This is a genomic window from Alcaligenes sp. Lyrl_28, from assembly GCF_051948705.1.
Lineage (GTDB): Bacteria > Pseudomonadota > Gammaproteobacteria > Burkholderiales > Burkholderiaceae_B > Alcaligenes > Alcaligenes ammonioxydans.
Map to the genome: position 1 here is coordinate 28,608 of NZ_JAYJLG010000006.1, position 25,398 is coordinate 54,005.

18 protein-coding genes and 1 tRNA gene are annotated in these 25,398 nt (G+C 56.5%); 11 read left to right on the plus strand and 8 right to left on the minus strand.

Going from position 1 to position 25,398, the window contains the following annotated elements; translation table 11 throughout:
• The gene (locus VF694_RS13800; RefSeq protein WP_003801773.1) at positions 1-999 is read right to left on the minus strand and encodes a Bug family tripartite tricarboxylate transporter substrate binding protein; all 999 of its coding nucleotides are present in this window, start codon (positions 997-999) and stop codon (positions 1-3) included.
• Between the two features lie 340 nt (positions 1,000-1,339).
• Between VF694_RS13800 and acuI the strand changes: the two genes are divergently transcribed.
• From acuI to VF694_RS13815, 3 genes are read left to right on the plus strand one after another with little or no spacing between them, the layout of a single operon-like run.
• Positions 1,340-2,326: an acrylyl-CoA reductase (NADPH) gene (gene acuI / locus VF694_RS13805; protein WP_059318276.1), complete on the plus strand. Its 987-nt coding sequence runs from the start codon at positions 1,340-1,342 to the stop codon at positions 2,324-2,326.
• Positions 2,327-2,374: 48 nt separating this feature from the next.
• Positions 2,375-3,526: a CaiB/BaiF CoA transferase family protein gene (locus VF694_RS13810; RefSeq protein ID WP_003801777.1), complete on the plus strand. Its 1,152-nt coding sequence runs from the start codon at positions 2,375-2,377 to the stop codon at positions 3,524-3,526.
• Positions 3,523-4,275: an enoyl-CoA hydratase/isomerase family protein gene (locus VF694_RS13815; protein WP_003801781.1), complete on the plus strand. Its 753-nt coding sequence runs from the start codon at positions 3,523-3,525 to the stop codon at positions 4,273-4,275. Before VF694_RS13810 ends, VF694_RS13815 begins: the two co-directional genes overlap by 4 nt.
• 112 nt (positions 4,276-4,387) lie before the next feature.
• Here the strand turns inward: VF694_RS13815 and VF694_RS13820 are convergent, their stop codons facing one another.
• Positions 4,388-5,137, minus strand: coding sequence for an IclR family transcriptional regulator (locus VF694_RS13820; protein WP_440164690.1), 750 nt, complete (start codon positions 5,135-5,137; stop codon positions 4,388-4,390).
• A 429-nt stretch (positions 5,138-5,566) separates the two neighbouring features.
• Here VF694_RS13820 and VF694_RS13825 point away from each other — a divergent pair, with 429 nt between their 5' ends.
• On the plus strand, positions 5,567-6,094 hold the full coding sequence (locus VF694_RS13825; protein ID WP_051010430.1) for a DUF2478 domain-containing protein: 528 nt from the start codon (positions 5,567-5,569) through the stop codon (positions 6,092-6,094).
• Positions 6,095-6,216: 122 nt separating this feature from the next.
• Here the strand turns inward: VF694_RS13825 and VF694_RS13830 are convergent, their stop codons facing one another.
• Both VF694_RS13830 and VF694_RS13835 read right to left on the minus strand, forming a co-directional pair.
• Positions 6,217-9,543, minus strand: a complete 3,327-nt coding sequence (locus VF694_RS13830; protein ID WP_440164693.1) for an autotransporter outer membrane beta-barrel domain-containing protein — start codon at positions 9,541-9,543, stop codon at positions 6,217-6,219.
• A gap of 187 nt (positions 9,544-9,730) precedes the next feature.
• On the minus strand, positions 9,731-11,689 hold the full coding sequence (locus VF694_RS13835) for an alkyl/aryl-sulfatase (RefSeq protein WP_440164695.1): 1,959 nt from the start codon (positions 11,687-11,689) through the stop codon (positions 9,731-9,733).
• A 154-nt stretch (positions 11,690-11,843) separates the two neighbouring features.
• Between VF694_RS13835 and VF694_RS13840 the strand changes: the two genes are divergently transcribed.
• A complete protein-coding gene (locus tag VF694_RS13840) occupies positions 11,844-12,602 on the plus strand; it encodes a hypothetical protein (protein ID WP_003801789.1) in 759 nt (252 codons plus the stop codon).
• On the opposite strand, the gene VF694_RS13845 is transcribed toward VF694_RS13840, so the two are convergent.
• Positions 12,599-16,189, minus strand: coding sequence for a BTAD domain-containing putative transcriptional regulator (locus VF694_RS13845; protein WP_440164698.1), 3,591 nt, complete (start codon positions 16,187-16,189; stop codon positions 12,599-12,601). The two genes, VF694_RS13840 and VF694_RS13845, sit on opposite strands and share 4 nt — an antisense overlap.
• 368 nt (positions 16,190-16,557) lie before the next feature.
• Between VF694_RS13845 and VF694_RS13850 the strand changes: the two genes are divergently transcribed.
• Complete coding sequence (locus VF694_RS13850; protein WP_003801793.1) at positions 16,558-18,204, plus strand: 3-(methylthio)propionyl-CoA ligase; 1,647 nt, start codon at positions 16,558-16,560, stop codon at positions 18,202-18,204.
• Between the two features lie 252 nt (positions 18,205-18,456).
• Here the strand turns inward: VF694_RS13850 and VF694_RS13855 are convergent, their stop codons facing one another.
• A complete protein-coding gene (locus VF694_RS13855) occupies positions 18,457-19,074 on the minus strand; it encodes a LysE family translocator (RefSeq protein WP_003801794.1) in 618 nt (205 codons plus the stop codon).
• 351 nt (positions 19,075-19,425) lie between these two features.
• Here VF694_RS13855 and VF694_RS13860 point away from each other — a divergent pair, with 351 nt between their 5' ends.
• From VF694_RS13860 to arsH, 5 genes are all read left to right on the plus strand, one after another.
• Positions 19,426-20,283 (plus strand): LysR substrate-binding domain-containing protein, encoded by an 858-nt coding sequence (locus VF694_RS13860; RefSeq protein ID WP_059318270.1) that lies wholly within the window; start codon positions 19,426-19,428, stop codon positions 20,281-20,283.
• A gap of 646 nt (positions 20,284-20,929) precedes the next feature.
• Positions 20,930-21,253 carry an ArsR/SmtB family transcription factor gene (locus VF694_RS13865; protein ID WP_039943427.1) on the plus strand — a complete coding sequence of 108 codons (324 nt, stop codon included), beginning with the start codon at positions 20,930-20,932 and terminating at the stop codon, positions 21,251-21,253.
• Between the two features lie 22 nt (positions 21,254-21,275).
• A complete protein-coding gene (locus tag VF694_RS13870) occupies positions 21,276-22,565 on the plus strand; it encodes an arsenic transporter (protein ID WP_003801802.1) in 1,290 nt (429 codons plus the stop codon).
• Positions 22,566-22,587: 22 nt separating this feature from the next.
• Positions 22,588-23,013, plus strand: coding sequence for an arsenate reductase (glutaredoxin) (arsC, locus tag VF694_RS13875; RefSeq protein ID WP_003801804.1), 426 nt, complete (start codon positions 22,588-22,590; stop codon positions 23,011-23,013).
• Positions 22,988-23,722: an arsenical resistance protein ArsH gene (arsH, locus tag VF694_RS13880; protein ID WP_440164702.1), complete on the plus strand. Its 735-nt coding sequence runs from the start codon at positions 22,988-22,990 to the stop codon at positions 23,720-23,722. Before arsC ends, arsH begins: the two co-directional genes overlap by 26 nt.
• A gap of 159 nt (positions 23,723-23,881) precedes the next feature.
• Here the strand turns inward: arsH and VF694_RS13885 are convergent, their stop codons facing one another.
• Both VF694_RS13885 and VF694_RS13890 read right to left on the minus strand, forming a co-directional pair.
• On the minus strand, positions 23,882-24,544 hold the full coding sequence (locus VF694_RS13885; protein WP_440164704.1) for a hypothetical protein: 663 nt from the start codon (positions 24,542-24,544) through the stop codon (positions 23,882-23,884).
• Between the two features lie 689 nt (positions 24,545-25,233).
• Positions 25,234-25,324, minus strand: a tRNA-Ser gene (locus tag VF694_RS13890).
• Between the last annotated feature and the right edge of the window lie 74 nt (positions 25,325-25,398).

Genomic DNA, 25,398 nt, shown 5'->3' on the forward strand with positions numbered 1-25,398 from the left:
TTAGTTATCGCTCATCTTGATAGTCTTGAGCAGCTCGCTGTAATAAGCCCGGCTCTTTTCCAGATCCTTCGCATAGGCATCGCCATCTTTCCAGCTGGCGCTGACACTGATACGGTGGAAGCGTTCCTGCGTTTGCGGTTCGGCCAGAATTTCTTCGGTGGCCTTGGCCAGCTTGTTCATGACATCGTCAGGTGTGCCTGCCGGTACAGCCAGTCCCCAGAACCCCTCAAAAGGCAAGGCCAGATCAAAGCCCGCTTCCTGAGGAGTGGGCACGTCCGGCAGTTCTGGATGACGCACGCTGGCGTACGTCACCAAGGCTTTGGCCTTGCCACTTTTCACCAGCTCCAGCCCCACCCCATCGATAAAGAAGTCAATGTGATTGCCCATGAGGGCCGTCATGGTATCTGCCGAGCCTTTGAAGGGGACGTGCAGCAGGTCCAGCTTCTGGGCATTTTCCAGAATCTCTCCTGCCAAGTGGCCTCCAGACGCAATACCGGCCGAGCCATAGGTCAGGGTGCCGGGCTCTTTGCGCGCCAGTTCCACAAACTCTTTCAGGTTGGAGACGGGCAGGTCATTGCGTACCGTCATGATGGGAAGATAGCCAGCCAGACTGCCGACAAACTCAAAACCTTTTACCGGGTCATAAGGCACATCGCGTATATAGGGCAACACGGTAAAGGCCGTGCTGGTCGCCAGCAACAAGGTATAGCCATCAGGTTTGGCGCGCCCCACCATCGACGTTCCCAGCGAAGTGGTGCCGCCGGGTCGGTTCTCAATAACGACAGGCACGCCCAGCTTGACGCGCAGGCGGTCGGCAAATACTCGCGCCAGGTTGTCACTGTTGCCGCCGGGGGGATAAGGAACCACAAAGGTCACTTCACGGCTGGGGTAGGCGTCAGCCGCACTGGCCGCCGGTACAGAAAAACTGCTGACTGCAGCCAGCCCCGAGACCAGCAAAGTACGTAGCAACCCGGTGGGCGAAAAAAAAGAACTGGACATGATCCTTGCCTCCTGTGTGAGGGAGCACCCCTCTTTTGTTCCAATATATAGAACGCTGTTCTTGTTTTTGATATTAAAAATGCCGCGTAAACGGCTTGAATACAACAGACAGCAACAACACAAGCAACTGAGGACAACGGCTCAAATATAGGGAGATTTGATTTCAAGTGTCAACTATTAATCCCCCTCGGGATTTCCCCAGTCTGTTGATCCTGGTGCTTTAGGCTTGACCGCAACGCGCTTCTGGATAAAATGAAAATACTGCTTTTTTTATGTCATTTTGAAGAACGCTGTTCCAAATATCAGAACACAACTCTTAACTGATCGAAGGAATTCATTCATGTTCTCTGCCATTGTCATCGACAAAACCGACGGCCAATACAAAGCCAGCCTGCAAACCCTGGACGAGTCCGCCCTGCCCGAAGGCCAGGTCACGGTTCGCATCGACTACTCCACCCTGAATTTCAAAGACGGTTTGGCCATGACGGGCAAATCGCCGGTAGTGCGTCAGTTCCCCATGGTGCCCGGCATCGACTTCGCCGGTACCGTCACTGACAGCAGCGACCCGAATTTCAAGCCCGGCCAGAAGGTAGTGCTTAACGGCTGGGGCCTGGGTGAAGTGCATTGGGGTGGTCTGGCCCAGCAGGCACGCGTCAAGGGCGATTGGCTGATCCCCCTGCCCGAAGCCTTCTCCACCCAGCAAGCCATGATGATTGGTACCGCGGGCTACACCGCCGCCCTGTGCGTACGTGCCTTGCAGCGCCAGGGCGTCACGCCCGACAAGGGCCCGATTCTGGTTACGGGAGCCGCGGGTGGCGTAGGCAGTGTCAGCGTAGCCCTGCTCCATGCCCTGGGCTACACCGTGATGGCCAGCACGGGCCGCCCTCAAGAAGAAAGCTATCTGAAGGCGCTGGGCGCCAGCGAAATTGTGGACCGCAACACCTTGAGCGAACCCGGCAAGCCGCTCGGCAAAGAACGCTGGGCCGGTGCCATCGACAGCGTGGGCAGCCACACCCTGGCCAATGTGTGCGCGGGCACGCAGTACTTGGGCGCCGTGGCCGCTTGTGGTCTGGCGCAAGGCATGGACTTCCCTGCTTCCGTGGCCCCCTTCATTCTGCGCGGCGTGCAGTTGATTGGTGTGGATAGCGTGCATTGCCCCAAACCCGAGCGTTTGGCGGCTTGGGACTTGCTGGCCAAGCATTTGTCTATTGAAGCCCTGGAGCGCATCGGTGCCAGCACCATCACGCTTTCCCAAGCCATTGATCAGGCCGGTCAGCTACTGGAAGGCAAGGTACGCGGCCGCATCGTGGTTGATGTCAACGCTTAAGGCCGGGTCGGCCCCCCCCCTTTACCTGTCACGCTCTGGAGCTGATTCATGGATACGACATTGCCCCTGAACGGGGTTCGGATACTGGAATTTTGCAATGTGGCCGCTGGCCCGTACTGCGGTATGTTATTGGCCGATATGGGGGCCGACGTCATCAAGATCGAGCACCCCAAAGGGGGTGACACCTTGCGAAGCTGGCCACCCATCAACCAGGGCTATAGCGAGAACTTTGCTTCGCTAAACCGCAACAAGCGTTCAGTAACGCTGGATCTGAAAAACCCCGATGATGTGGCCAAGGCACGCCAGCTGGTACTGGATGCCGACGTCTTGCTGGAGAACAACCGGCCCGGCGTCATGCAGCGTTTAGGGCTGGATTATGAAAGCCTGAAGGCCCTGAATCCCAGGCTGCTGTATTGCTCGATTTCGGCCTACGGGCAAAGCGGTCCGCGCTCGCAGGAAGGCGGCTTTGACCTGACCATCCAGGCCATGAGCGGCGTGATGAGCGTAACGGGCGAAGCCGGCGGCGCCCCGGTCAAGTGTGGTGTGCCGCTGGCAGACTTTGCTGCCGGTTTATATGCCGCTTTTGCCATCAGCGCCGCCCTGCCGCAAGCACGCGCCACCGGTCAGGGCGCGCATATCGACGTCCCCATGCTGGGAACTACGCTGGCCATCGCTGCGCTGCAAACCTCGGAATATTTTGGCAGCGGCCGCGATCCGGACAAGCTGGGCTCCGCTCACCCACGCAATGCTCCCTATCAGGCATTCCAGTGCAAAGGCGGTTACTTCGCCATGGCAGCGGGCAACGATGCACTATGGCGATCTGTCTGTCAGGTCGTTGAACGCCCTGATCTGACCGAGGACGAGCGTTTTACCAGCACCACCTTGCGCGCCAAACATCAAGATGCCTTGCGTGAACTGCTGGAAGCCATTTTTGCGCAACACGACTCCGAACACTGGCTGGCTCAATTCCGTGCCCAGGGCGTACCGTGCAGCCCCATCAACCGCTATTCCGACGTCTTGCGCGACCCGCAAGTCGAGCACATGCAATGGGTGCAAAACATCCGCCTGCCGGGTACGGATACCGAAACCCGCACCTTTGTCTCGCCCCTGCGTATCAATGGGGTGGGCTTGCCCGTCCGTCTGGCACCACCCGCGCTGGGCGAGCACAACGACAGCATCCTGCACGGAGTCACCCCATGACCGCGCGGTACGGCAGCAGCAGCCCCAGCCTGAACGTGGACTGCCAGGATAAAGTCTGGACCCTGACACTGAACCGGCCTGACAAGCGCAATGCCTTGTCAGCCGAGCTGGTAGAAGCCTTGATCGCGGCCGTGCAGGCCGCAGAACAGGCCCAAGCCGATTTATTGATTCTGCGCGGGGAAGGCCGCAACTTCAGTGCGGGTTTTGACTTCAGCGACTACGAGCAGCAAAGCGAAGGGGATCTGGTACTGCGATTTATCCGCATCGAAACCCTTCTGCAGCTGCTGGCTCACACACCATGCGCCACCTTGGCCCTGGCGCATGGGCAGAACTTTGGGGCAGGCGTGGATTTGATTGCGGTCTGCCGTCAACGCGTCGCCAGCGCGGATGCTCGCTTTCGCATGCCTGGACTGCAATTTGGCCTGGCACTGGGAACCGGCAGACTGGCGGCCTTGATTGGCGGCCAGCAGGCTCATCAGCTCCTGGCAGGCAGCCAGGTGTTTGATGCTGCCAAAGCAGAGCAACTGGGTTTTATTGAAGGGATACAAGAGCCTGACACATGGCCTGCTGTCATCGAGCAAGCGCAACAGACAGCAGGCTTGCTGGACGCAACCAGTCGCGCCTATCTGCATCAGTTAACCGGCTGCCCACAACAGGTTGATCGGGATATGGCGGCCTTGGTGCGCTCTGCGTCCGCACCCGGTATCAAACAAAGAATTGCGGCCTTCAGGCAGGCCGCGACGTCTTGAGTTCTTTGGTTTGAATTGAACTGTCCCAGAAAACCGGGGCAAGCTCCAAACTGTGACAACCGCTCAAAGCCGGGCTGCTTCATCCAGCCCGGAACCTATCCGCTACAGCGGTTTAGCGACCGCTATACCCTAATCGGCGCGAGATCTGCGCGGCGGCCGTCACCAGTGTTTTACCGGCCTGCACCAAGCGGGCCTCCTCCAGCCGTTCCGCAGGCCCGGAAATCCCCAAAGCCGCCACCACCATTCCACGGCTATCGTAAATAGGCGCGGCCGCGCCCACGACCTGTTCACGCCATTCGCCACGATTGAGTGCAAACCCTTGCTCGCGCACCTGCTCCAGCTCGCGACGCAGATCACCAAACTTGACCAGGCTACGGGGGGTATAGGGCTTGAGGCGGTTCTTGAGAAGATTGAGCGTGTCTTCACTGGCCCAGGCCAGCAGAGCCTTGCCCGTGGCCACGCACTGCGCAGGCGAGCGTCCGCCCACGGTGGTGTAGGCTCGCACCGGCTGCGGACTGTCCATCTTTTCGATATACAGCACCTCTACCCCATCGAGCAGCGAGAGGTGGACGGTTTCCTGAGTCTGCTCGGCCAGCTCTTTCATGAAGGGCAAGGCCTCCGTCCGCACATCCAGCCGGTTGGCCAGGCCCGAGCCCAGCTCCCAGAGCTTGATGGTCAGCTCATAGCGTCCGGTGTCTTCGTTCTTGCGCGCAAAGCCTTGATGAACCAGCGCCTGCAGCAAACGATGCACATTGCTTTTATTGAGCATCAGTTGATTGGCCAGCTCGGTCACGCCCGAGCCTCGTTCGTGCTTGGCCAGGGCTTCCAGGAGCACCAGGCCCTTAACAAAAGTCTTGTCCAATCGAATATCCCATCCATCACTAGAAGAGCATGAATTGTCTCATGGAACCGGACTTCTGCCTGTGAGAGTGGGGGAACTGACTCAAAAACAAAACAGACTGCTCGACCTTTGCCTGTTCATCTAAAGCATTGCACCTGGCACGCGCCTGTCCGCAGGATTGAGGGCTGGCTGGCGGACTATTATCCCACTCACTCTCCCCTGACAGATTGACCTGCAAGATGGCAAACGTGTCGGTGGGCTGACAGGTTGCAGCCTGTCACGCGAGAAGCCCGGGGTATCAATTACACATGGACGCCCTCTGCGTGCCCTCAAAATAGGCCAAGCATCACCCAAAACACAATCTCACTTGCCGCTTCCCAGCCTTTGCCGAAAGCGTGTAAAAAGAGTCTTTATGCCATGAATCAAAAAGCAGACCGGAGCTCAACCCTGATGGACACCCCTTCTACGCCCGTTGCCCTTGCCGCCATCGTACATGCGGGCAAAGGCAGTGCTGATGCCCTGCTGCTGGAATTCATACAGGCGCTGCGCGCTCAACATTACCGTGTCTACGGCCTGGTGCAAGGCCCCGCCATCCAGAAGGGAGATCACAGCCTGCGCACCGTGCAGGATCTGGACAAAGGCACTCTCTACCCCATCACTCAGAATCTGGGAACCGAATCCAGCGCCTGTCGCCTGGATATTGGCGCCTTGCTGCACGCCAGCGAAGTGCTACGACAGGCGCTGGACAGTCATGCCGATCTGGTGATTGTGAATCGTTTTGGAATTATGGAAGCCGATGGTCAAGGTTTTAACGACGAAATCCTGGCCTTGATCGATAAAGGCTACCCGGTACTGACTGTTGTGTCTCATACCTACCTGCCTGCATGGCGCGCGTTCACAGGTGGCCTGGCGGTGGAACTGGAGCCCGAGCATCAGGCGCTGTGGAACTGGTTCGAGAGCAGCCGTCAGGCCGCCTGAACCGGACGCCTGACCGGACTACGTTGAGCGAGCTTGCCTGACTGCCGGAGTCGCTCCGCCAGCCAGGCAAGCTGACGGGACACACACAGACAGCAAGCGTTCAAAATGACGACTAAGAAGGCCTAGAACGCCCAGTTCAGCGACACATTGCCCGAGATATCCGCCCGGCTATTGCCCAGTAAACGGGTTCCCGCCGACACCCCCACACGCAAACGCTCCGAGCTTTGCAGCGTCAATCCTGCGCGCAAGGCCAGCGCATGACTGTCGACCCGCGCATAGCGACCATCAAAACCTGTCTGGGGTGAGGCTTCAAACCGTGCGTACTGCGTCTGCTTGCGGCCTAACAAAGCCTGCTCCCAGGACGCGGACACTTCGGCCTGCAAACGACGACCCTGTTTCAGCTCCCAAGCCTGGCTCACCGCCAGACCCAGCGAGGCTTGCAAGGACTGGGCACGGGTCGAATCCAGCTGCAAGCGGCTGCCTGCATCGCCTTGCTCACTGAAACCGGGACGGCTGTAACGCAGGTAATCCAGAGCCAGAACGGGACCTATGCTGCCAGCCTCGCCCAAGGGCCAGTGATAGGCTGTCTGGATGCCCGCTGCAAAGGTGTGACCGATCCAGTCGGACTTGGGGTTCGCTTGATAATCAGAAAACGCGATGCGTCGGTTCAGCTTGCCCTGCTCCAAACCCACACGGACTTGCGCCAGACCTTGCCAACCCTCGCGAGCATCGGCACGATACAAGGCATGGACGCCGGCGCCCAAACCCGTCAGCGTGCTCTTGCCCTGATAAGGGGCATCTATATTCAAACTCTGCTCATTGGCAGTTGCATGAGCGCCCAGGCTCCAATCGCTGCCAGCAGCGCGATGCTCCGCGCCGAACACCACCCCGTAAGTCTGACTGCGATGGTCGACCTCATTAGCACTTAACTGCCAGTGGTAACGGCCCCCAAAAGGCTGAATAAAGGTTTGCCATCCATCCTTGCCCAGACCAGGTCGCTGACGCAGTTGCTCGGACACCAGTTGCTCTCTGCGCAAGCTGGCAGCCAATTGCGCCCCGTACGCGCCGGCACTGAGCTGATTGAGTGCGTCACCGATCTGGCTGCCATCCGCGCTGGAAAAGTCTAGCGCCTGGTAGACAGACGCCAAGGGACGCTGATTGTCAGTAGAAGCCTGCTCCAGACTGCGGCCCACGGCCCCTGCATTAGGATTGCCTGCATAGGACGAGTAAGCCGCTGCGTCACGGCTAACCGACCAACCGCCGTTATTGACCTGAACACGCAGGCTGGGCGAGTTCAGGCTGGCAGTCAACAGATCAAAACCACCCTGAGTCTGTGTGGCCTGAAAGACCGTGTTCTGGCTCAGGGACCAGCCATCGGCATACCAGTCCGGCTGCAACTGCACTTTCAGTTCACCAGCCAGTTGAGCCAGCCCCTGCACCTCGATCCGATCATGCTGACGCGTGTCCGCTTCAATCAACACCCGGCCTTCGGGGGCCTGAATGAAATCGCCTTGAATCGTCATCTGACCAAATGAATTACCCGGACTCAAGGTACCGTGGTTACTGAAGTTGCCTTCCGGATTGATGACGTAACTGCTGTTGCCGCTGAGCGTGGCGCCTGCATCCACACGCAGACCATGCAATTGATGCTGGCCATTGAGCGAGCTTTCCCCGCCCGCAATCACGACGGCCAGATTATCGACACCCTGAATATTACCCTCGTAGCGCAGACGGAAATCAGGATCGGCCTGCCTCGTGGCGCGCCCTTGATCATCGGCTTTCTGCCCAAAATTCACACGGGTAACAAACAGCTCGCCATTGCTTTGGCGAGTGGAATAGTCAGACAGGATATCGCCCTGAATCCGGGCCCCCTGCAGGACATTGATATTTTCAACCTGTGCATTGTCGGAAATCTGAATGGCCGCTTTCCTGCCCGACAACAGGCCGGACAGGTGGTAGTCCTTGATCAGCGCGCCCTGCAACGCCAAGGGTAATTCCTCGGCGGCAACCAGGGTGCCTCGGAAATTCACCAACCAGGAGCCACGATAGTCACCTCCCTCAATACCATCTGCAAAACTGCCCATGGCGTTATGACCGAAGTCAAACAGCGCGGCAACGCCGTCCTCTCCCTCAGCGCGTACTTCGCCCCGCTGCACAATCGTGTGTTCGCGACCATAGCTGAACTGCAGGCCGCGGCCATACCAGCCTTGCGCGTGAATACGGGTACTTTCGGGAATGATGAGTGTGTTTTCGCTGCCATCCACGCGCACACCGACTCCGCCGGGACCGGCACTTAACAAATCAGCCGCCTGGGTCAGGGTGTTGCGCTCCCCATAAATATGCAACCCCACGCCTTGAGTAGCCTGGTTGTATTGGCCCGGCAGATAAGCCGTCCCTTCGCTGTTTCGAGCAAAAAAACCATTTTTGCTCGTCAATGTGAGCCCATCGCCGTAGACAGAATAGCCATAGAAATTACGTCGGTCGATCTTCAAGCCCATATCCTGCAAGGATGCCAGCTCCGCTTCCATCATCGTGGTGTAATTGCGATAAGACTGGTGGCTCATCAAGCTGTTGCGCAGCTCTGAATGCGCCATATAATCCGTATCCACCCCGAATGGCTGCGTATTTACATAGCCCAAAATCCGCACCGGTATGCCGGGCATGGCGCCGTCCATGACTTCCTGCACATGCTGGCCCGTGAAATAGCCCTGGTCCTTGCGCAAGTCAAACGCGTCTGGGTCGTAAGCGTTATTGCACATCGAGCACAGCACCGCCTGTCCGGGCCGGGCCGCATTGCCATTGTCATCGCGCAAACCCTGCGCCCATGACGTCAAAACCGGACGGATGTACGGCGTATCCGACCCTAGTCCCCAGGCGTCCACGGCCACACCAATCATTCCCATCGTATGGCCAAACTCATGGAACATGACAGCCGCATAATCTGCCTGGGCATTCAGGGGAAGTTGGCTGGGCCGAAGCGCAGCGGTATCAAAATCGATGGTTCCCACCACAACCTCGGCAAGAGGGTGCTTAAGTTGATCGCTGTCCAGCTTATTGAGTAAGGCAGCCTGAGGCAGAAGCAGGTAAAGCGAGCCTGCGGAGTCTGGGTCAGGCGTCACCGTGGTCCCCGCCCGAGCATCCTGACCGCCTACTGTGCCAATATTGATAATGGCGGGCACATGCCCCGGCTTCAAAGAGACGATTTCTGCCCAGCGACTTAAGGCGCCTCGAATTTTCGCATGCGCATTATCGTCCAGATCAAAAACGGATCGTGGCCCATTGACCGGATCATCGATAGAGTAGGAGCCATCCTGCGTACCGTAAATGCGTAGTTCAAATACAGCCTCCCCTTTCTTGTTATGGATCGTTTCAGACTGATAGGCTTGAGCGCTCACCGACGCTGCCAGCAAGACACCAGCACTGAACAGGGATTTCAAGGTCGCGGACATAAACAAAGGTTCCTAGCTTGAGTGTGGCACAAGGCGTCCCTGGCCATAAACCCACCACAGACCGCCCTCGAGCCAGCACCTTAATGCAAATAATGCACAGAAAACGTTTAATCCATACCCGCCAAAGACCCTTGTCGTCGCATCGCAACAAACACTCGGTCAAGCCACGCGGTCCTGAGCACCGTCCTCAAGGCGTCACGATGTTGAACCACAAGCCAGGCTCCTCAAACAGACCTCCAAATTCCTGAAACTTACGGCCCAGACCTTGAAGCTTGGCGCGATCCGTTTTCATGGCCGTTTTCCAGTCCAGCATCTTGCCTTGAATCAGCTTGAAATCCGCCAGACTGACTGACATGGTGGCTTGAGCCGGCAAACCGGGGCGCGTACTGTAATTAAGCACCGAATTGCCAATGCTGACGGTATACGTCGTGTCCATATCCACAAAATGAAAAGCAACAGTCAGCTCCTTGTCTTTGACCTTCTCGTCGTCCAGACGCACGGCCATCAAGTCAAACATCATCTCTGGGGTCAGGGCAGCGAGCAGATCGGCATTATTGTTGGGAGGCACAGGTAGATCCGGCGCACCCTTGCGCAGCTCCAGGGCCCCTTGCAGATAGATGGACCGCCACGGCCCGGACTCGGCCTGATAACCCAGTTGCTCGTAGCTATTGGCCAGCAATTGGCGTGCTTCTGCATCTTTCGCATCGGCAAAGACCAAATGCTTCACCACCATGGCAACCCATCTATACTCACCGCGATCAAAGTCTTCATTTGCTTTTTGCAGGAGCCGATCACGCCCTATGTATTCCACATACTTCGCCCCTGCTGCCGTTGGTGGCAAGACATCCAGACTGGAGGGATTGCCGTCGTACCAGCCCATGTAGTACTGATACACCGCCCGTGCATTGTGTTTAAGTGAGCCGTAATAACCGCGCGTTGCCCAGTCTTTCTGCAAAGACTCGGGCAGCTCGATCAGCTCGGCAATTTCTTCGCCGGTATAGCCCTTGTTCATCAGGTTCACACTGCGATCGTGAATGTACTTGTACAAATCACGCTGCTTGACAAGGTAATCGTGGACCTGCTCCTTGCCCCACACAGGCCAGTGGTGCGCCTGAAACTTCACCTCCGTGCTGTCGCCAAACAGGTCAATGGTTTCATTGATGTAGTTGGCCCATTGCCTGGCATCCCACACCTGTGTACCGCGCAAGGACAGAATATTGTGCATGGTGTTGGTCGTGTTCTCGGCCATCCACATGGCTTTGAATTGTGGCAGATAGGTATTCATCTCTACCGGAGCTTCAGTTCCCGGTGTCAGTTGCATGACCATTTCAACGCCATCAACCACCAGTGTTTCACCGGATCTTGATATCGAACGCGTCGGTGCAATCAAGGAGACCGAACCCAGCGGATTGGTCATGCCCAGCCCCGAGCCTACGCTATGCTCCGGGCCGCGCGGCAAGAAGGCCCCATACATATAAGTCGCACGACGCTTCATGGCATTGCCTGCAATCACCCCCTCGCTGATGGCATGCTCCACAAAACCTTCTGGCGCAATGATCTGCACCTGTCCTGAGTCCACCGCGGCCTGATCCACCAGTCCCTTGACTCCGGCGTAATGGTCTATGTGGGAATGACTGTAAATAATCGCCTTGATAGGGGCGGCCTGCACATGTTTTTGCAACAAGGCATACGCAGCAGCGGCCGTTTCGGTAGAAGTACCCACATCAAACACAATCCAGCCGCTTGTGCCGCGTACAAAGGTGATGTTGGACAAGTCATAGCCGCGCACCTGATAAATATTGTCCGTCACCTTGTACACACCATCGAGCAAATTCAACTGCGACATGCGCCACAAACCGGGATGCACCGTGCTGGGAGCAACGCTATCTGGCTTGATAAAGGCCTTGTAAGAATCCAGATCCCACACCACATTGCCGTTCACGCCTTTGATCTGCAGGCTGGGCTCGCGATAAATCAAACCGCGCTGGGCGTTCTTGAAGTCCTGGGTATCATCAAACGGGAGTGTTTTCATCCATTGAGCATGGCGCTCCTGAGTTGCCTGCGTGGCAGGCGCGGCCTGTGCCTGAACCAAACCCGCACTGACTACTGCCGCCAGCATGACTGTTCTTATTGCTGCATGTGCCATGGCACGCTCCTCCTGATGGGCTTTTTCAACAAGCGTCTCATTCTGCGAGCAAAGCGGACCCGATAGCCCAAACGGCGACTTTGCCACAGTGGCCCGCTTTAAATGCTTTTTCAACGCCGCCTTCCTACCTTCAGTTTTTCGAGGAGGTATGCATATGCAAAAGACAATATTTGGCCTGTTGGCCACCAGCCTGATCAGCTCGGGGGCCCTGGCTCAGTCCCAGAACGACGCCAATAACCCGTTAAGCCCCCGGCCCATGGTCAGCTTGCACGACTACTACGTACCCGAGCTGTACAAGCTCGAGAATGCGTGGGCAAATCAGACCGTGCTGCGTGCCGTCCTGCCCAACAAGACCTTTGGTCTGCCGCAGCTGTGGCGTTTGAATGTACCGATTGTGGCCTTGCACCACGATCGTCTGGGCAGCAAATCTGGCTTGGGCGACATCACGTTCATGGATGTATTCATGAAAAACGCTGGTAGTTTTTCCTATGGCATCGGCCCCTTGCTGGTGATGCCTACGGCGTCGAACGATTGGCTGGGACAAGGCAAATGGCAAATTGGCAGTGCCGCAGCCTTGGTTGCCAGCAGGGACTGGGGGCTGGCAGGCGGACTGCTGACTTTTCAGCAATCCTTTGCCGGGGACTCGGACCGCGAGAGGGTCAAGACGGCCACCTTCCAGCCCGCCCTGTTCTATAACCTGCCTAATGGTTTTTACTTGCGCTCGAGCGGGGTGTGGACCTTTGACCTGCAAAACCATACCCATCACATTCCCGTGGGCCTGGGTCTGGGCAAAGTATTCAAACCTGGCAAGAGCGTGATCAACGCCTTTATCGAACCGCAATACTCTGTCGATAAGAAAGGCGCAGGCGCACCAGTGTGGCAAATTTTTGCGGGTATCAACGTCCAGTTCTAACCGGGGTGGCGCTGAACCCACACACGACGTTCCGCCAGATCGGGGAGGTGCTCGCGTCGTTGCCTGAGCCAACCTTCATAGGCGTACAGGCCGCTGCGCAAGACTTCTTGCTGGGCCTGAGCCCAGCAAACCTGCGCCTGGTCTCTATCCGCACTGACCCAGGCCAGATCCCCCCTCAAGCAGTCAAGCTCTGGCAGATACAGGGTAGAAGCCCGCTCCTGCCCTATCTGGCAGACTTGATCCAGGGCTTGGCTGGCACGTTCAATTTCCCCTTGGGCCAGATGGCAGCGGGCCAAAATACACAGAAAAGCATCCGTCGCCAACGGCATGCTGCGCGCAAACTCAGGCAGCAAACCAAGCAAACGGGCCAGCTCAGACCTAGTCTCCTCACCTTTGACCAGGCGGCAATACAGCACATAGGTCTCGGCAACCGCACACCAGACACTGTCCGGCAAGACAGGCTGCAACGTGGACAGCAAAGCCTGACTACGTTCCGTCAGCACCTCCAGATCACCTTGCAAATACAGAATGCGCAGCATCTGAATTTCAGCAATTACCGCCGAAATGCGCGACTGACTTTGACTGGCCAGAAACTGGGCATGGCGGGCACTGGCCACACCCTGCTCAAAGCGCCCCTGCAACACCTGAGTCAAGCCCAACAGGCTATGCACCAAAGCCGGACAATGATGACCCAGGGCCGTATCCATGGCCGGAACGGGCTGTTCGTAAGCCAGCGCACGCAGCGCCTCGTCCAGGGCCAGCTCGGCTGGTTGCACACGGCCTTTCCAGAACAGGTATTGCGCTTCGGCGTACAGGCCCCAACCATACCAGGCGCTATGGCCCTGACGCCGGGAGTGTTCCTGCAACTGCTTGGCGTGAGCCAGACTTTCCGGCAGCCTGCCTGCGCCGTGCAGCATCACCCATTGCCCCCATAGCACGGGCAGATCATCCTCGCCGCCCTCGCTGCGTCCGGCCGCCTGCGCGTACGCTCGCGACACGGGTATGGCAGCAGGCCCACCACGACTGATCTCCAGCGCCCCCAAGGTGACATAGCTGTCGCGCTCGTACTGACGGCGCAACTGCACATCGCTCATGTACTGCAAGCTGCTCAAGACCTGCGACAACTGTTGTGCCGCCTGCAGGCTATCGCCGCTGCGCAGCGACGTATCAATGGCCTTGCGCCACCAAATGGCCGCTTGTGCGCTTTGGGCCTGTACCAGACAAGCGGCTATTTCTTCTTCTGCCTGCTGCATTTGAATCAGGCTATGGGCAAGCTTACCGTACAGGACTTTGCTTTCTTCCTTAGCAATCAAACGACGCAAGGCGGAACGCATCAAAGGGGCGCATACAATTCGGCCCTCGCTGTCTTGCTGCAACAAGCCTTTGTCCAACAGGCTGATCCTGGATTGCTCTATGACGCTCAAAGGCAAATTACAGGCCTGCGCCAAACCCGTAGGCGTGGCGCGTTCCCACAACACCATCATCAACAACACGCAGCGGCGATCCGCATCCAGTTGCTCCAGATCCAGCAGCAAGCGGTCTGCCAGACGGGGCACATAATTGAACGGCATGCCAAAGCGCTGTAAATGCAGCATGTCTTTAATCAGCATGGGATTGCTCAAACACTGAGCACGAATCTGCGCATTCGCCTCCGAGGAAAGGCGCTTGCCGCGTGCATAAAAACCGATCGCCTTGCCCACCTCCGACACGGTTAAGCGGCGCAAGGTCATACTCTGGGCAAAGTCCAACGCCAATAGGCTCTGACGTGACAAGATCACTAGCAAGACTCCGGCCGGCTGCTTTTGAACCGCACTCCATATAGCCGCCAAGCTGTTTTGACAGCCGGTATCCAGCGCATCCACATGATCCAGAATCACCAGCACGGGCCGGCTCTGACTGGTAAAGGCCTGCACCGCCGCTAGCAGCAAATGGCACGGATCGGGCACCCCTGGAAAGCCTTCCGTTTTTTGACGATGCGCCTCTTGCAGCACCTGATCCCAATGGGGATCAGACAGGCCAAACCAGTCGCGCAGGCACTGACTTAAGGCCAGCGGCAAGTCCTGGGTGCCAATGCCGTCATCCAGACGAGCCTGCATCATCTCGCGCACGCCTTGCAGTACGTCCTGGCGCGAAAAATCAATCAGCAAGGGCTGCCCACCATCGCGCACAATGTAGCTGTGCAAGGCTTGGGCTAAACGGGATTTGCCCGACCCCAGATCACCATGAATTCGGTACGCGGCCTTGCGGGACAGGCGGCTGCACTGCTGCCATTGCGCCACCAACTGCTCGAACTCGGGCTGGCAGCCGTAAAGAGGGTCATTCATCCATTTCCCCTCTCCCAAACTGAAACACACCCCCTCCGGGCCACGATGCTGCTTGATCTGCCAATCCGCCATCCGAGCAACAGCCTGAGCGCTCAACAGAATCTCACCATGCCTGGCCTTCCACACCAAAGGCATGACCAGTTGCCCGAACAGACTATGTGTATTGACCTGCTGTTCGTCCACTAAAGCCAAGCTGACGTGCACGACCTGACCGATGCAGATCCCCGGTGGTGTTCGCAAGGCACGAATCACACAGGCCAGCTCAACCGCCCGATTCACCGGCTCGGACTGTGCATGTGGCCAAGCAAAGTGGGCCAGCAACGTAGACCCGCTGGACTGGCTTATCCATGCACCGTGCGCACGCAAAATATCAAGCAATTGCTCGTGCCAGGATTCCAGATAAGACACAGCCTGATCCGACATCAGCTCCCCATCCAGATGCACCTCAGAGTCATCGGCAGGCAGCCAGGACAAGGCCAAGGCCAGCGTAGCAACCGTGCGATGACTCTGGGTGGACGTTGGGGGGGCATGGCTTGCGGCCACCGGCCATTGGGCTTCAGCCAGACGGCGTGTTTCAGGGTCCGGGCGTACTCCCAGGTACTGACGCAAAGCCTGCTCACAATGGGCATACGCTTGCAAGGCGGCCTGCCTGTCTCCTCTTTGCATCAAGGCACGGATCAAAAGGCGATGGTAGACCTCCTGCTCGGGGGCCTGCAGCACCCAATCCTGCGCCAGTGCAAGCGCCTGATCCCACTGATGGGCCTGCAAAACCTGCTCGAACAGACGGGCACGCACGCTGAACAACTCCAGGGTGAGGCGATCTTCCCAGCTTCGTCGCCAGGAAATGAACGCTTCGGCATCGGGGGATGGAATCGCGTCCAGAAAACGACCGCCATACAGGCTCAAGCGCTGCAACAGACACGCGTTCTGCGCGGCATCGGCCTGCATGAATTCCAGCACATCCACCTGCACACATTCAGGCTTGAACGCCATGGCGCCTTCGGCGTGGGCGACCAGGCAAACAGCCTGCTCGCCCAAGGCCTTGCGCAACACATGCAAGGCATGACGCAAGCGTGATAGCGCCTTGTCGCGTGCCAGATCCGGCCACAGCATATGTGCCAGCCGCTCACGATGCAGCACTTTGCCGTTCGCCAGGCACAGCACCGCCGCCAGCAGTTTGACCTTGTCATAGCTCAGCGATGCGGTGCGATCCACCTGATCGACCGTAAAGCGAAATGGGCCCAGCAAACCTAGCACGATCATTGAACGATGCTCCGAGCACAGGGCTCTTTGCGCCCAGCCTCTCTCGTGTCAAATTGACAGCAAATCCGACACTATGTCTAAAAAAAGCTGTAATTAGCTGCCGATTGTACTCAACGCCCTTCTTTGTTCAATCAAAAGAGTGTTAATTGTGTCTAGAAATTTCCCCATCTCCTCGCTTCTGGGCAAGCCTTGGGATGGCGCAAACACCCTCAAACGACCACATAGACGCATCTGTGAGTTTTAGGCTACTGTTCTTGAAGAGGCCATGACAGTCAGTGGTAATCATTCATCCATTTGCTGCCCACATCCCATGCTGTCAGGCCGGCCTGTCAATTCCGTTTGATTGACTCCCAGGGAGGATGGAAACCATGCTTGGCATGATGATGAATACCCCGCTGTTAGTGTCATCCATACTGCGTCATGCAGCGAACTATCACGCAGACACAGAGATCGTCTCCCAAACCGTTGAAGGCCCGGTACACCGGTACACCTATAGCGACCTGTCCAAACGCAGTCAGAAGCTGGCCAATGCACTCCAGAACATGGGACTGAAACACGGTGACCGTGTCGCAACCCTGGCCTGGAATGGCTATCGCCATCTGGAGCTGTATTACGGTGTTTCCGGGTCGGGGCTGGTGTGTCATACCATCAACCCACGTCTGTTTCAGGATCAAATTGCCTACATCATCGAACATGCCGCTGATAGCGTCCTGTTCGCCGACCTGACGTTTATGCCGATTCTGGAGACCTTGGCCCCCCAGTTGTCCACACTGAAAGCCGTGGTCATCATGACGGACGAGGCACACATGCCCCAATCCGACCTGCTGCCCAATCTGCGCTGCTATGAGACCCTGATTGCGGCCGAATCCGACCATTTCGAGTGGCCCGTATTCGACGAAAATACAGCATCGGGCCTGTGCTACACCTCCGGTACCACGGGCAAACCCAAAGGGGTGCTCTACAGCCATCGCTCCACCATCTTGCACGCCTTTGCCCTGAGCCTGCCCGACGCCCTGTGTCTGTCGGCCAACGACACCATCACCCCCATCGTGCCCATGTTCCACGTCAATGCCTGGGGTCTGCCCTACGCCGCCTTGATGGTGGGCGCCAAGCTGGTCTTGCCGGGCCCGAAACTGGACGGCGCCAGCCTGTACACGCTGTTTGAGAAGGAAGGGGTCACCATGACGGCCGGCGTACCCACCGTCTGGCTGGGGCTGCTGGACTGGATGCAGGCCAATGGCAAAACCTTCAGTAGCTTGCAACGTCTGGTGATCGGCGGCTCATCAGCTCCTCCGGTCATGATCAGCCGCTTCCAGAAGCTGGGCGTCCAAGTGCGCCACGCCTGGGGTATGACGGAAACCAGCCCCGTCGGTCTGGCGGCGGCCTTGTTGCCTAAACACGAGGCTTTGCCTGACAAGGAGAAACTCAAGTTGCTGGCCAAACAAGGTCGTCCTCTGTTTGGCGTCGAGTTCCGCGTGGACGGCGATGATGGTCAGCCTATTGCTCGTGACGGCAAGATGTTCGGTGCCATGCTGGTGCGCGGCCCGTGGATTGCCAGCGCCTACTTCAATAGCACGGATACCTCTGCCCACACCGAAGATGGCTGGTTCAATACGGGCGATGTAGTCACTATTGATCAGGACGGCTTCATCCAGATCGTGGACCGGAGCAAGGACGTGGTGAAATCCGGTGGCGAATGGATCAGCTCGATCGAACTGGAAAACATTGCCCAGGCTCATCCGGCCATCAAGGAAGCGGCCGTGGTGGCCAGACCCGACGAGCGCTGGGGCGAACGGCCAGTCCTGGTCGTGCAATTGCAAGACGACGCCACCTTCACCAAGCAGGACATGATCGAGTTATATACCGAGCAAGTCTCCAAATGGAGCATTCCTGACGATCTGATCGTGGTGGACGAACTGCCCCACACGGCAACCGGCAAGCTCTTGAAAACCGCCATTCGCAAGCTGATACAAGAGGAACTGGACAAATTGGCGGCCGACAAAAAGGCAAATTAAGGAACAGGCGTGCCGCGAAGGCGTAAGGCGGGAACCGCGGCACGGATGCCTTCCATTATTTTTATACCAATTTTCATTATTTTATTTTTTATTGTTTTATATTTTTAATATCAATAGCCATATTAAATATTTTTCTTTTAATAAAAAACAAAACCCATTAATTTTTTAATTGTACTGACAACGCCCTTTGGGAGACCAGACGGGCAAAGCATGCTGACATCCGGCCTGCGCCCGTAGCGTCAGCATGCCTCTTTATGACACCGCGTTGGCAAACAGTAGCGAGGCCCCCAAGCCAAACAAGGCCGCCCCAATCCCTCTGTCCAAGATCCCTTGTCGAGCCAGCAAAAGGGTACGCAAATGCATCGTTGAAAATGCCAGGGCCACGATGCTAAACCAGACCCAATGGAGCAAAGACATCAGCAAACCATAGGCCAAATTCAGCCACAAGGGCGCGTTTGGCTGCACACACTGTGTGAACGTGGCCACAACAAACAACATGGTTTTAGGATTCAGAGCATTGGTCAGGAAACCCATACCAAAAGCTTGCCAGGCGCTGGGCGTATTTCCCGTTACCTCCCCCACCGTCAGCCCAGCGGCGTTATGAAAAGTCCGGTAACCCAGGTACATCACGTACAGGGCACCCGCCCCCTTCATCAGCCAAAACACACCAGGCGACTGCGTAATCAAAATTGCCAGCCCGAACACGGTATAGAGTACATGCACCTGCACACCGACCGCGATACCCAGGGCCGAGATCAAGGCGATCTTGCGTCCAAAACCATAGCCATTGCGCGTGACCAGGGCAAAGTCCGGGCCAGGGCTGACCACCGCCAAAAGAGTGATAGTGGCAACTGCCAAGAGTTCATACATTTCTAACAAGCCTAAGTTTGATGAAATCGGGGTGACAAGCTAGATTGCCGCCCGCCAAAAGCAGGGGTTCGTCCTACACTCTACGAATGGGTTGGCCACGCTGAGCTCGTTCTGTCCATCGGCAAAAACTGCTTGCCTCAGACAGGGAGAATCCTTCCTGGCGACGCATGTATTCATCGAATATCCATCGTTCTTGTTATTCTTTATGAAAACAGCGCGAATTTTTAAACGATGAAATAAACTCCCCATAACCTTTTATTTAACTAGCTGACACAGAATTTCATTATTGATAATCCGGTGCTAATTTAAAAACGATAAATTCTGCGCCTTTTCTGTGAGTTTTCATTGACTATGCATCTTCCCAACCTCACGGCCTTCCGCTACTTCGACACCGCGGCTCAGGCAGGCAGTTTTGTGCAGGCAGCCCAACTGCTGCATGTCACTCATGGTGCAGTCAGCCGCCAGATTCGAGCGTTGGAAGAATCGTTAGGCGTGGAACTGTTTGAAAGACGAAATCGGGCCGTATTTCTGACACCGGCAGGCCGCCAGCTACTACACGTCACCACCCCCATGTTTGAGCGTCTGGAGGATGTGGTCCGTCAGTTACAGCACACTCAGCGTGAGCATGCCCTGGCCGTATCCTGTGAGCCCACCATCGCCATGAAGTGGCTGATTCCCCGCCTGGGCAATTTCCATGCGCTGCATCCCACCATCACCGTGCATTTGATTACAGCGGGAGGGCCGGTAAACTTTGCTCAAATGGGCGTGGATCTCGCCATCCGTCGTGATGACTTTCATTGGGCGGACTCGGTCTGCGGCTTGAGGTTGTGCGAGGAAACGATCGGGCCCGTTTGCCAGCCCCATTACCCCTACAACGAGGAGGCGGGCCAGCAGGTGCTCATACAGAGCAGTTCCCGCCCTCAAGCCTGGGCCACCTGGGAGCGGCTGAGCGGCCAATCTCTCCACGCGGCCAACAAGCTGGAGCTGGAACATTTTTATTTATGCATTCAGGCCGCCATGTCCGGACAAGGCATAGCCCTGGTGTCGCGTTTAATGGTGGAAGACGAACTGAAAAGCGGTCAGCTCATCGCCCCGCAGGGCTTTATTCCGGACGGCTCGGCGTACTACCTGCTCTCTCCCCAGACTCTGGATCAGAATCCTCGCGCAGAAGTGTTTGCCGACTGGTTAAGTGAACAACTGACCGCCTAGCACTGCTCGGCTCGGCTCGGCTCGGCTGGCAAATCACACCATGCACCCAGTTGCTGGGCCCTCGACTGCTCATGCCGCTCATGCGGTGAGATCGTACAGATCGTTGTTCTGAACGCTGCTGTTGCCCTTGTTGCTATCCTTGCTGTTGCTCTCATTTCGCTTGCTGTGGTCTCTGTCCTGGCCGTTGGTATCTCTTCGGCTCTGGTCCCTGCTGCTATTGCTGTTGTGACGATTGTTGCCATGGCTATGGCTATGGCTATGGCTATGGCTATGGCTATGGCTATGGCTATGGCTATGGCTATTAGTGTGGTGTCTGCGTCTATCGTTGCCTTGACCCGCCCCCCGAAACTGAGCGCTCGCGATGGCCTTGGCTTCGGTCGTGGCCTCGGCCTTGGTGACGGCCCCTGCTCAGATCTTGGCCTCAATCTTGATCCGGCTCCTGGTCGCGGTCTGCGCTCGCTTCCGAGTTGGCAGGTGTTCCCTGTCCTGACCTCAGCCCCGGCTGGGGTCTTGGCCCTGAGCTTGACCAATACCGTAGCGATTGTCTTCATGCCTCAAAAGCATCCGTAGTCTGGAGTCTGAAGTCTCCAAAAAACAAACATAGATATTTAGTTCAATGATTGTTGAATTATTGTATTATCGCCCTATGGAAGAATCTCACGTTATCCGCTCTCTGGCCGCTCTGGCCCATGAAGCCCGTCTCCGGGTGTTTCGCGCCCTGGTCGTCACCGGCCCATCTGGGCTGACGCCGGGCTCCCTGGCCGAACAATTGGGGATTGCGCCCAATGCTTTGTCCTTTCACTTGAAAGAGCTCAGCCATGCCGGACTGATTCACGCCGAGCGTCAAGGTCGCAATCTGTTGTACAGCGCCACCTTTTCCACCATGAACGACTTGCTCGCCTACCTGACCGAGAACTGCTGTCAGGGCGAGGACTGCGGCACCGCGTCAGACGCGTGCCGGCAATGCTAAACCGGCCTCGGAACGCTACGCCATGCTTGCTGCAATACTGATTTTCATCACCACCTTGACGCTTGTCATCTGGCAACCCAAAGGCCTGGGTATAGGCTGGAGCGCCTCCCTGGGGGCTGCCGCGGCCTTGTTGCTCGGGGTAGTGCAATGGACAGATCTGGCCCTGGTCTGGAATATTGTCTGGAACGCCACTGCCACCTTTGTGGCCATTATCATCATCAGCCTGTTGCTGGATGAGGCGGGCTTTTTTGAATGGGCCGCCCTTCACGTGGCACGCTGGGGAGCTGGCAATGGACGCCGGCTTTTTGCCTTTATCGTGATTCTGGGCGCAGCGGTTTCGGCCTTGTTTGCCAATGATGGGGCAGCCCTGATACTGACGCCTATCGTCATGGCCATGTTGCTGGCATTGGGCTTCTCGGCCCCTGCCACCCTGGCATTTGTCATGGCAGCGGGTTTTATCGCCGACACCGCCAGTTTGCCGCTGGTTGTCTCCAACCTGGTGAACATCGTCTCTGCGGACTACTTCAAACTGGGCTTCACGGACTATGCCTGGGTCATGGCGCCCGTCAATCTTGTGTCCGTGCTGAGCAGCCTGATTGTCCTGATACTGTATTTCCGGCGCGACATCCCCGTCCGCTATCACCTGGAGCAATTACGACAACCCTCGCAGGCCATCAAGGACATCGCCACTTTCAGGGCTGGCTGGCTCATCCTGGCTTTACTGCTGACCGGTTTTTTTGCGCTGGAGCCCTTGGGTATTCCCATTAGTGCAATTGCCGCCACCGGTGCGCTCATCCTACTGGCCGTTGCCGCCCGCGGCACGACCATCAACACCAAAAAAGTGCTGCAGGGCGCGCCCTGGCAAATTGTCGTGTTCTCGCTGGGCATGTATCTGGTGGTATATGGGCTGCGCAATGCAGGGCTAACAGACTATCTGGCTTTATTGCTGGACAAATTTGCTGAGGCTGGCGTGTGGGGCGCAGCGATGGGGACCGGCATGCTATCCGCCTTCCTGTCCTCAATCATGAACAATATGCCCACTGTACTGGTCACCGCCCTGTCCATTGACGCCTCCAGCGCCCAAGGCGCCGTCAAAGAAGCCATGATATATGCCAACGTCATCGGCAGCGACCTGGGCCCCAAGTTCACGCCGATAGGCAGTCTGGCTACCCTCTTATGGCTGCATGTGCTGGCGCGTAAAGGCACCACCCTCAGTTGGGCCTATTACTTCAAGGTAGGGGTCATTCTGACTACCCCCGTCTTGCTGATTACCCTTGCCGCTCTGGCACTACGCCTCGATCTCGTCGCCTGAGCCGCTCACACGAAACAACGCCATGACAGACATCATCATCTATCACAACCCCGCTTGCGGCACTTCCAGAAATACACTGGCCCTGATTCGCAATAGCGGACAAGAACCCACCATCATCGAGTATCTGAAAACGCCGCCCGAGCGCGATACCCTGATTCAACTGATTCGAGATTGCGGTCTGAGCGTGCGCGAGATTCTGCGACAGAAAGGAACGCCCTATGAAGAACTGCATTTAGGCGATCCTACGTGGACTGATGAACAACTCATTGACTTCATGCTGGAGCATCCCATTCTGATCAACCGGCCCATTGTCGTCACACCACGGGGCACACGTTTGTGCCGCCCTTCGGAACAGGTACTGGAAATACTTCCACGACCACAACAAGGAGCCTTTCGCAAAGAGGACGGCCAAGCCATCATTGATGAACACGGACAAAGAATTGAATAAAGCTGACTTAGCCCATCTGGACGAACAAGCGTTCAGAGTCCCGGATCTGGCAGAACTGCTGCCCAAGGATCGTGCAACCCACCCACCTCGCATCCTGCTGTTGTACGGTTCCTTGAGGGAACGATCCTACAGCCGCTTTTTGACCTGGGAAGCCGCACGACTATTGGAAGCAATGGGAGCAGAAACCAGGGTTTTCGACCCACAGGGCCTGCCCCTGCCTGAGGGCGCGACAGATGACCACCCCAAAGTACAGGAGCTGCGTCAGTTAGTGCAGTGGGCTGAAGGCATGGTCTGGACCTCGCCCGAACGACACGGCGCCATGACTAGCGTCCTGAAAGCACAAATTGACTGGATACCGTTAAGTATTGGCGCGATTCGCCCGACTCAAGGCAAAACACTGGCGCTGATGCAAGTATCTGGTGGCTCCCAGTCATTTAATGCGTTGAACCAGATGCGGGGGCTGGGCCGCTGGATGCGTCTGATCACCATCCCCAACCAGTCTTCGGTCGCCAAAGCCTTTTTGGAGTTTGACGAAGAAGGCCGCATGAAGCCCTCGTCCTACTATGAACGGGTGGTGGATGTGATGGAAGAATTGGTGAAGTTCACCTTGCTGACGCGCGACTGCGCTGCTTATCTGGTGGATAGGTACAGCGAACGCAAGGAAACGGCGCAGGAATTATCCAGGCGGGTGAATCAAAGAAGCATTTAAAAGGTGACACCGCCTGAACAGCGCCATTTCGCTTTTCACGGCCTTGCCTGGCCCTGTTAACGATAAGGTACACGGGGCTGAGCGATTCCCGTCATGAACCAAGCCCTCGAAACCATTCGGCTTCGAGGGCCAGAGTCACAGCTTATAGTCGCAATGACCTTAGCAGCGAGGCGTGCTCAAGCCGTGGCCTATCGTTACCGCAGTCACTTTGACGTCTTTAAATGCTTGATGCGCCTCAGCATCAAAGCGCCGGTCACAATTAAAGCGTGTGTCCATGACAAAATCCTCTCCCGCCGCTTTAGTCATATGGCCTTGCCAGAGGCTGGCCGCATCCAGCGCATCACCGTCTACCAGAACCACCTCCAGCATCACTTCCATAAACCCCGCCGCCCGGGGCCCTTCCCACAAGGCATAGACCGAGGGATCAGCGGCATTGCCGCAGAGAGACAGGCAATCGGCAAGATAGCTCAGGCCTCCGCCCGAAGACTCTTCAAAGGCTCCCGGCGTTAATGTCTGCCCTGCCGGCGGCGCATAATCGCCGATAAATGTGCCCAAATTGGCCTGGCATTGGCCGCCCAGTTCCATACTCAATGAAGCCACTGCACCATTGTTGATGGTGGCTGTGATGTCGCACCCTTGCACGCGGAAAACATGTGAGTCTCCATAAGACTGGCGCGGTATCCCGGCAATCGATTCAAAGTACCGCTGATTCGTACCCAGCATTTCCCCATTGAACACTTCCTTCACCGTTGCGGCCTGTGCCCCGGTTGCCAGCATACCGATGACGCTAGAGATGGCAAGAGCTTTAAAATAATGCGACATAAGTAGAGTCCTTAATTGGGCTGAACCCCAATTCTTAAAAACCAAGATCAGTGTGAGAAATGAAACGTACCAGTCAACAATCCGAAAGCAGGATAAGCGATAAACATGAAGAGAGCTCTGAATAGCCTATAGACTTTTAATTTTAAAAATTCAAAAAAACCATACAGATAGACGGCTAAATAATGCTCATCGCACAGATCAAGCGGTACCGGATACGGCGTATCCGCAAAGACGACACTATACCGTTGTTTGAGCTCTTTTATAAATCCAAAAATGTGAAAACCCATCAACAAAACACATTGAATGGAAAACAAAAATAATCACAAAGCAGCAGCAAAAAAAATTAATAATATTTCTACATAATTAACGTCAAAACCCCGTGACTTGAACGTGGTCTGATCGCTTTGCTGCAGGGCCTCGCAATCCCACCACGCCTGTCGGGCCATAAGCATCAGAAAAAAATCAGAGCAAAACCGTTTGCCTATGTCAGCAAAACAAATGCAAAAAGAGCAGCAGCTTCACCCTTCCGGCTACCTGTTTATCAGCGCATCAGACAGACGGGCACTCCCAACGCCCCGCCCCCCACCCCTTTCAAGCCCGTGAATGCAAGACTAGGTCCCGTTTCAAACCCTACAGACAATAAAAAACCCGCCGAGCGATGCGCTGGGCGGGTTTTCAGATCTAATTCTTGGCGGACAGAGGGGGATTCGAACCCCCGATACGCTATAAACGTATACACGCTTTCCAGGCGTGCGCCTTCAACCACTCGGCCACCTGTCCTAATTATTCTTTGGCCAAGCAATGTGAAGCTGCTAATGCCAAGTCCATAATAATAGCAGCACTTGTCCTTGTAA

Excerpts from the sequence above, each read along its gene's own strand:
- VF694_RS13870 (WP_003801802.1), top strand. The coding sequence starts at position 21,276 with ATGCTTGCTGCAATACTGATTTTCATCACCACCTTGACGCTTGTCATC.
- VF694_RS13830 (WP_440164693.1), bottom strand. The coding sequence starts at position 9,543 with ATGTCCGCGACCTTGAAATCCCTGTTCAGTGCTGGTGTCTTGCTGGCA.
- VF694_RS13840 (WP_003801789.1), top strand. The coding sequence starts at position 11,844 with ATGCAAAAGACAATATTTGGCCTGTTGGCCACCAGCCTGATCAGCTCG.
- VF694_RS13850 (WP_003801793.1), top strand. The coding sequence starts at position 16,558 with ATGCTTGGCATGATGATGAATACCCCGCTGTTAGTGTCATCCATACTG.
- VF694_RS13825 (WP_051010430.1), top strand. The coding sequence starts at position 5,567 with ATGGACACCCCTTCTACGCCCGTTGCCCTTGCCGCCATCGTACATGCG.
- VF694_RS13845 (WP_440164698.1), bottom strand. The coding sequence starts at position 16,189 with ATGATCGTGCTAGGTTTGCTGGGCCCATTTCGCTTTACGGTCGATCAG.
- VF694_RS13855 (WP_003801794.1), bottom strand. The coding sequence starts at position 19,074 with ATGTATGAACTCTTGGCAGTTGCCACTATCACTCTTTTGGCGGTGGTC.
- VF694_RS13815 (WP_003801781.1), top strand. The coding sequence starts at position 3,523 with ATGACCGCGCGGTACGGCAGCAGCAGCCCCAGCCTGAACGTGGACTGC.
- VF694_RS13860 (WP_059318270.1), top strand. The coding sequence starts at position 19,426 with ATGCATCTTCCCAACCTCACGGCCTTCCGCTACTTCGACACCGCGGCT.
- VF694_RS13885 (WP_440164704.1), bottom strand. The coding sequence starts at position 24,544 with ATGTCGCATTATTTTAAAGCTCTTGCCATCTCTAGCGTCATCGGTATG.
- VF694_RS13835 (WP_440164695.1), bottom strand. The coding sequence starts at position 11,689 with ATGGCACATGCAGCAATAAGAACAGTCATGCTGGCGGCAGTAGTCAGT.
- VF694_RS13865 (WP_039943427.1), top strand. The coding sequence starts at position 20,930 with ATGGAAGAATCTCACGTTATCCGCTCTCTGGCCGCTCTGGCCCATGAA.
- arsH (WP_440164702.1), top strand. The coding sequence starts at position 22,988 with ATGAACACGGACAAAGAATTGAATAAAGCTGACTTAGCCCATCTGGAC.
- acuI (WP_059318276.1), top strand. The coding sequence starts at position 1,340 with ATGTTCTCTGCCATTGTCATCGACAAAACCGACGGCCAATACAAAGCC.
- VF694_RS13810 (WP_003801777.1), top strand. The coding sequence starts at position 2,375 with ATGGATACGACATTGCCCCTGAACGGGGTTCGGATACTGGAATTTTGC.
- VF694_RS13800 (WP_003801773.1), bottom strand. The coding sequence starts at position 999 with ATGTCCAGTTCTTTTTTTTCGCCCACCGGGTTGCTACGTACTTTGCTG.
- arsC (WP_003801804.1), top strand. The coding sequence starts at position 22,588 with ATGACAGACATCATCATCTATCACAACCCCGCTTGCGGCACTTCCAGA.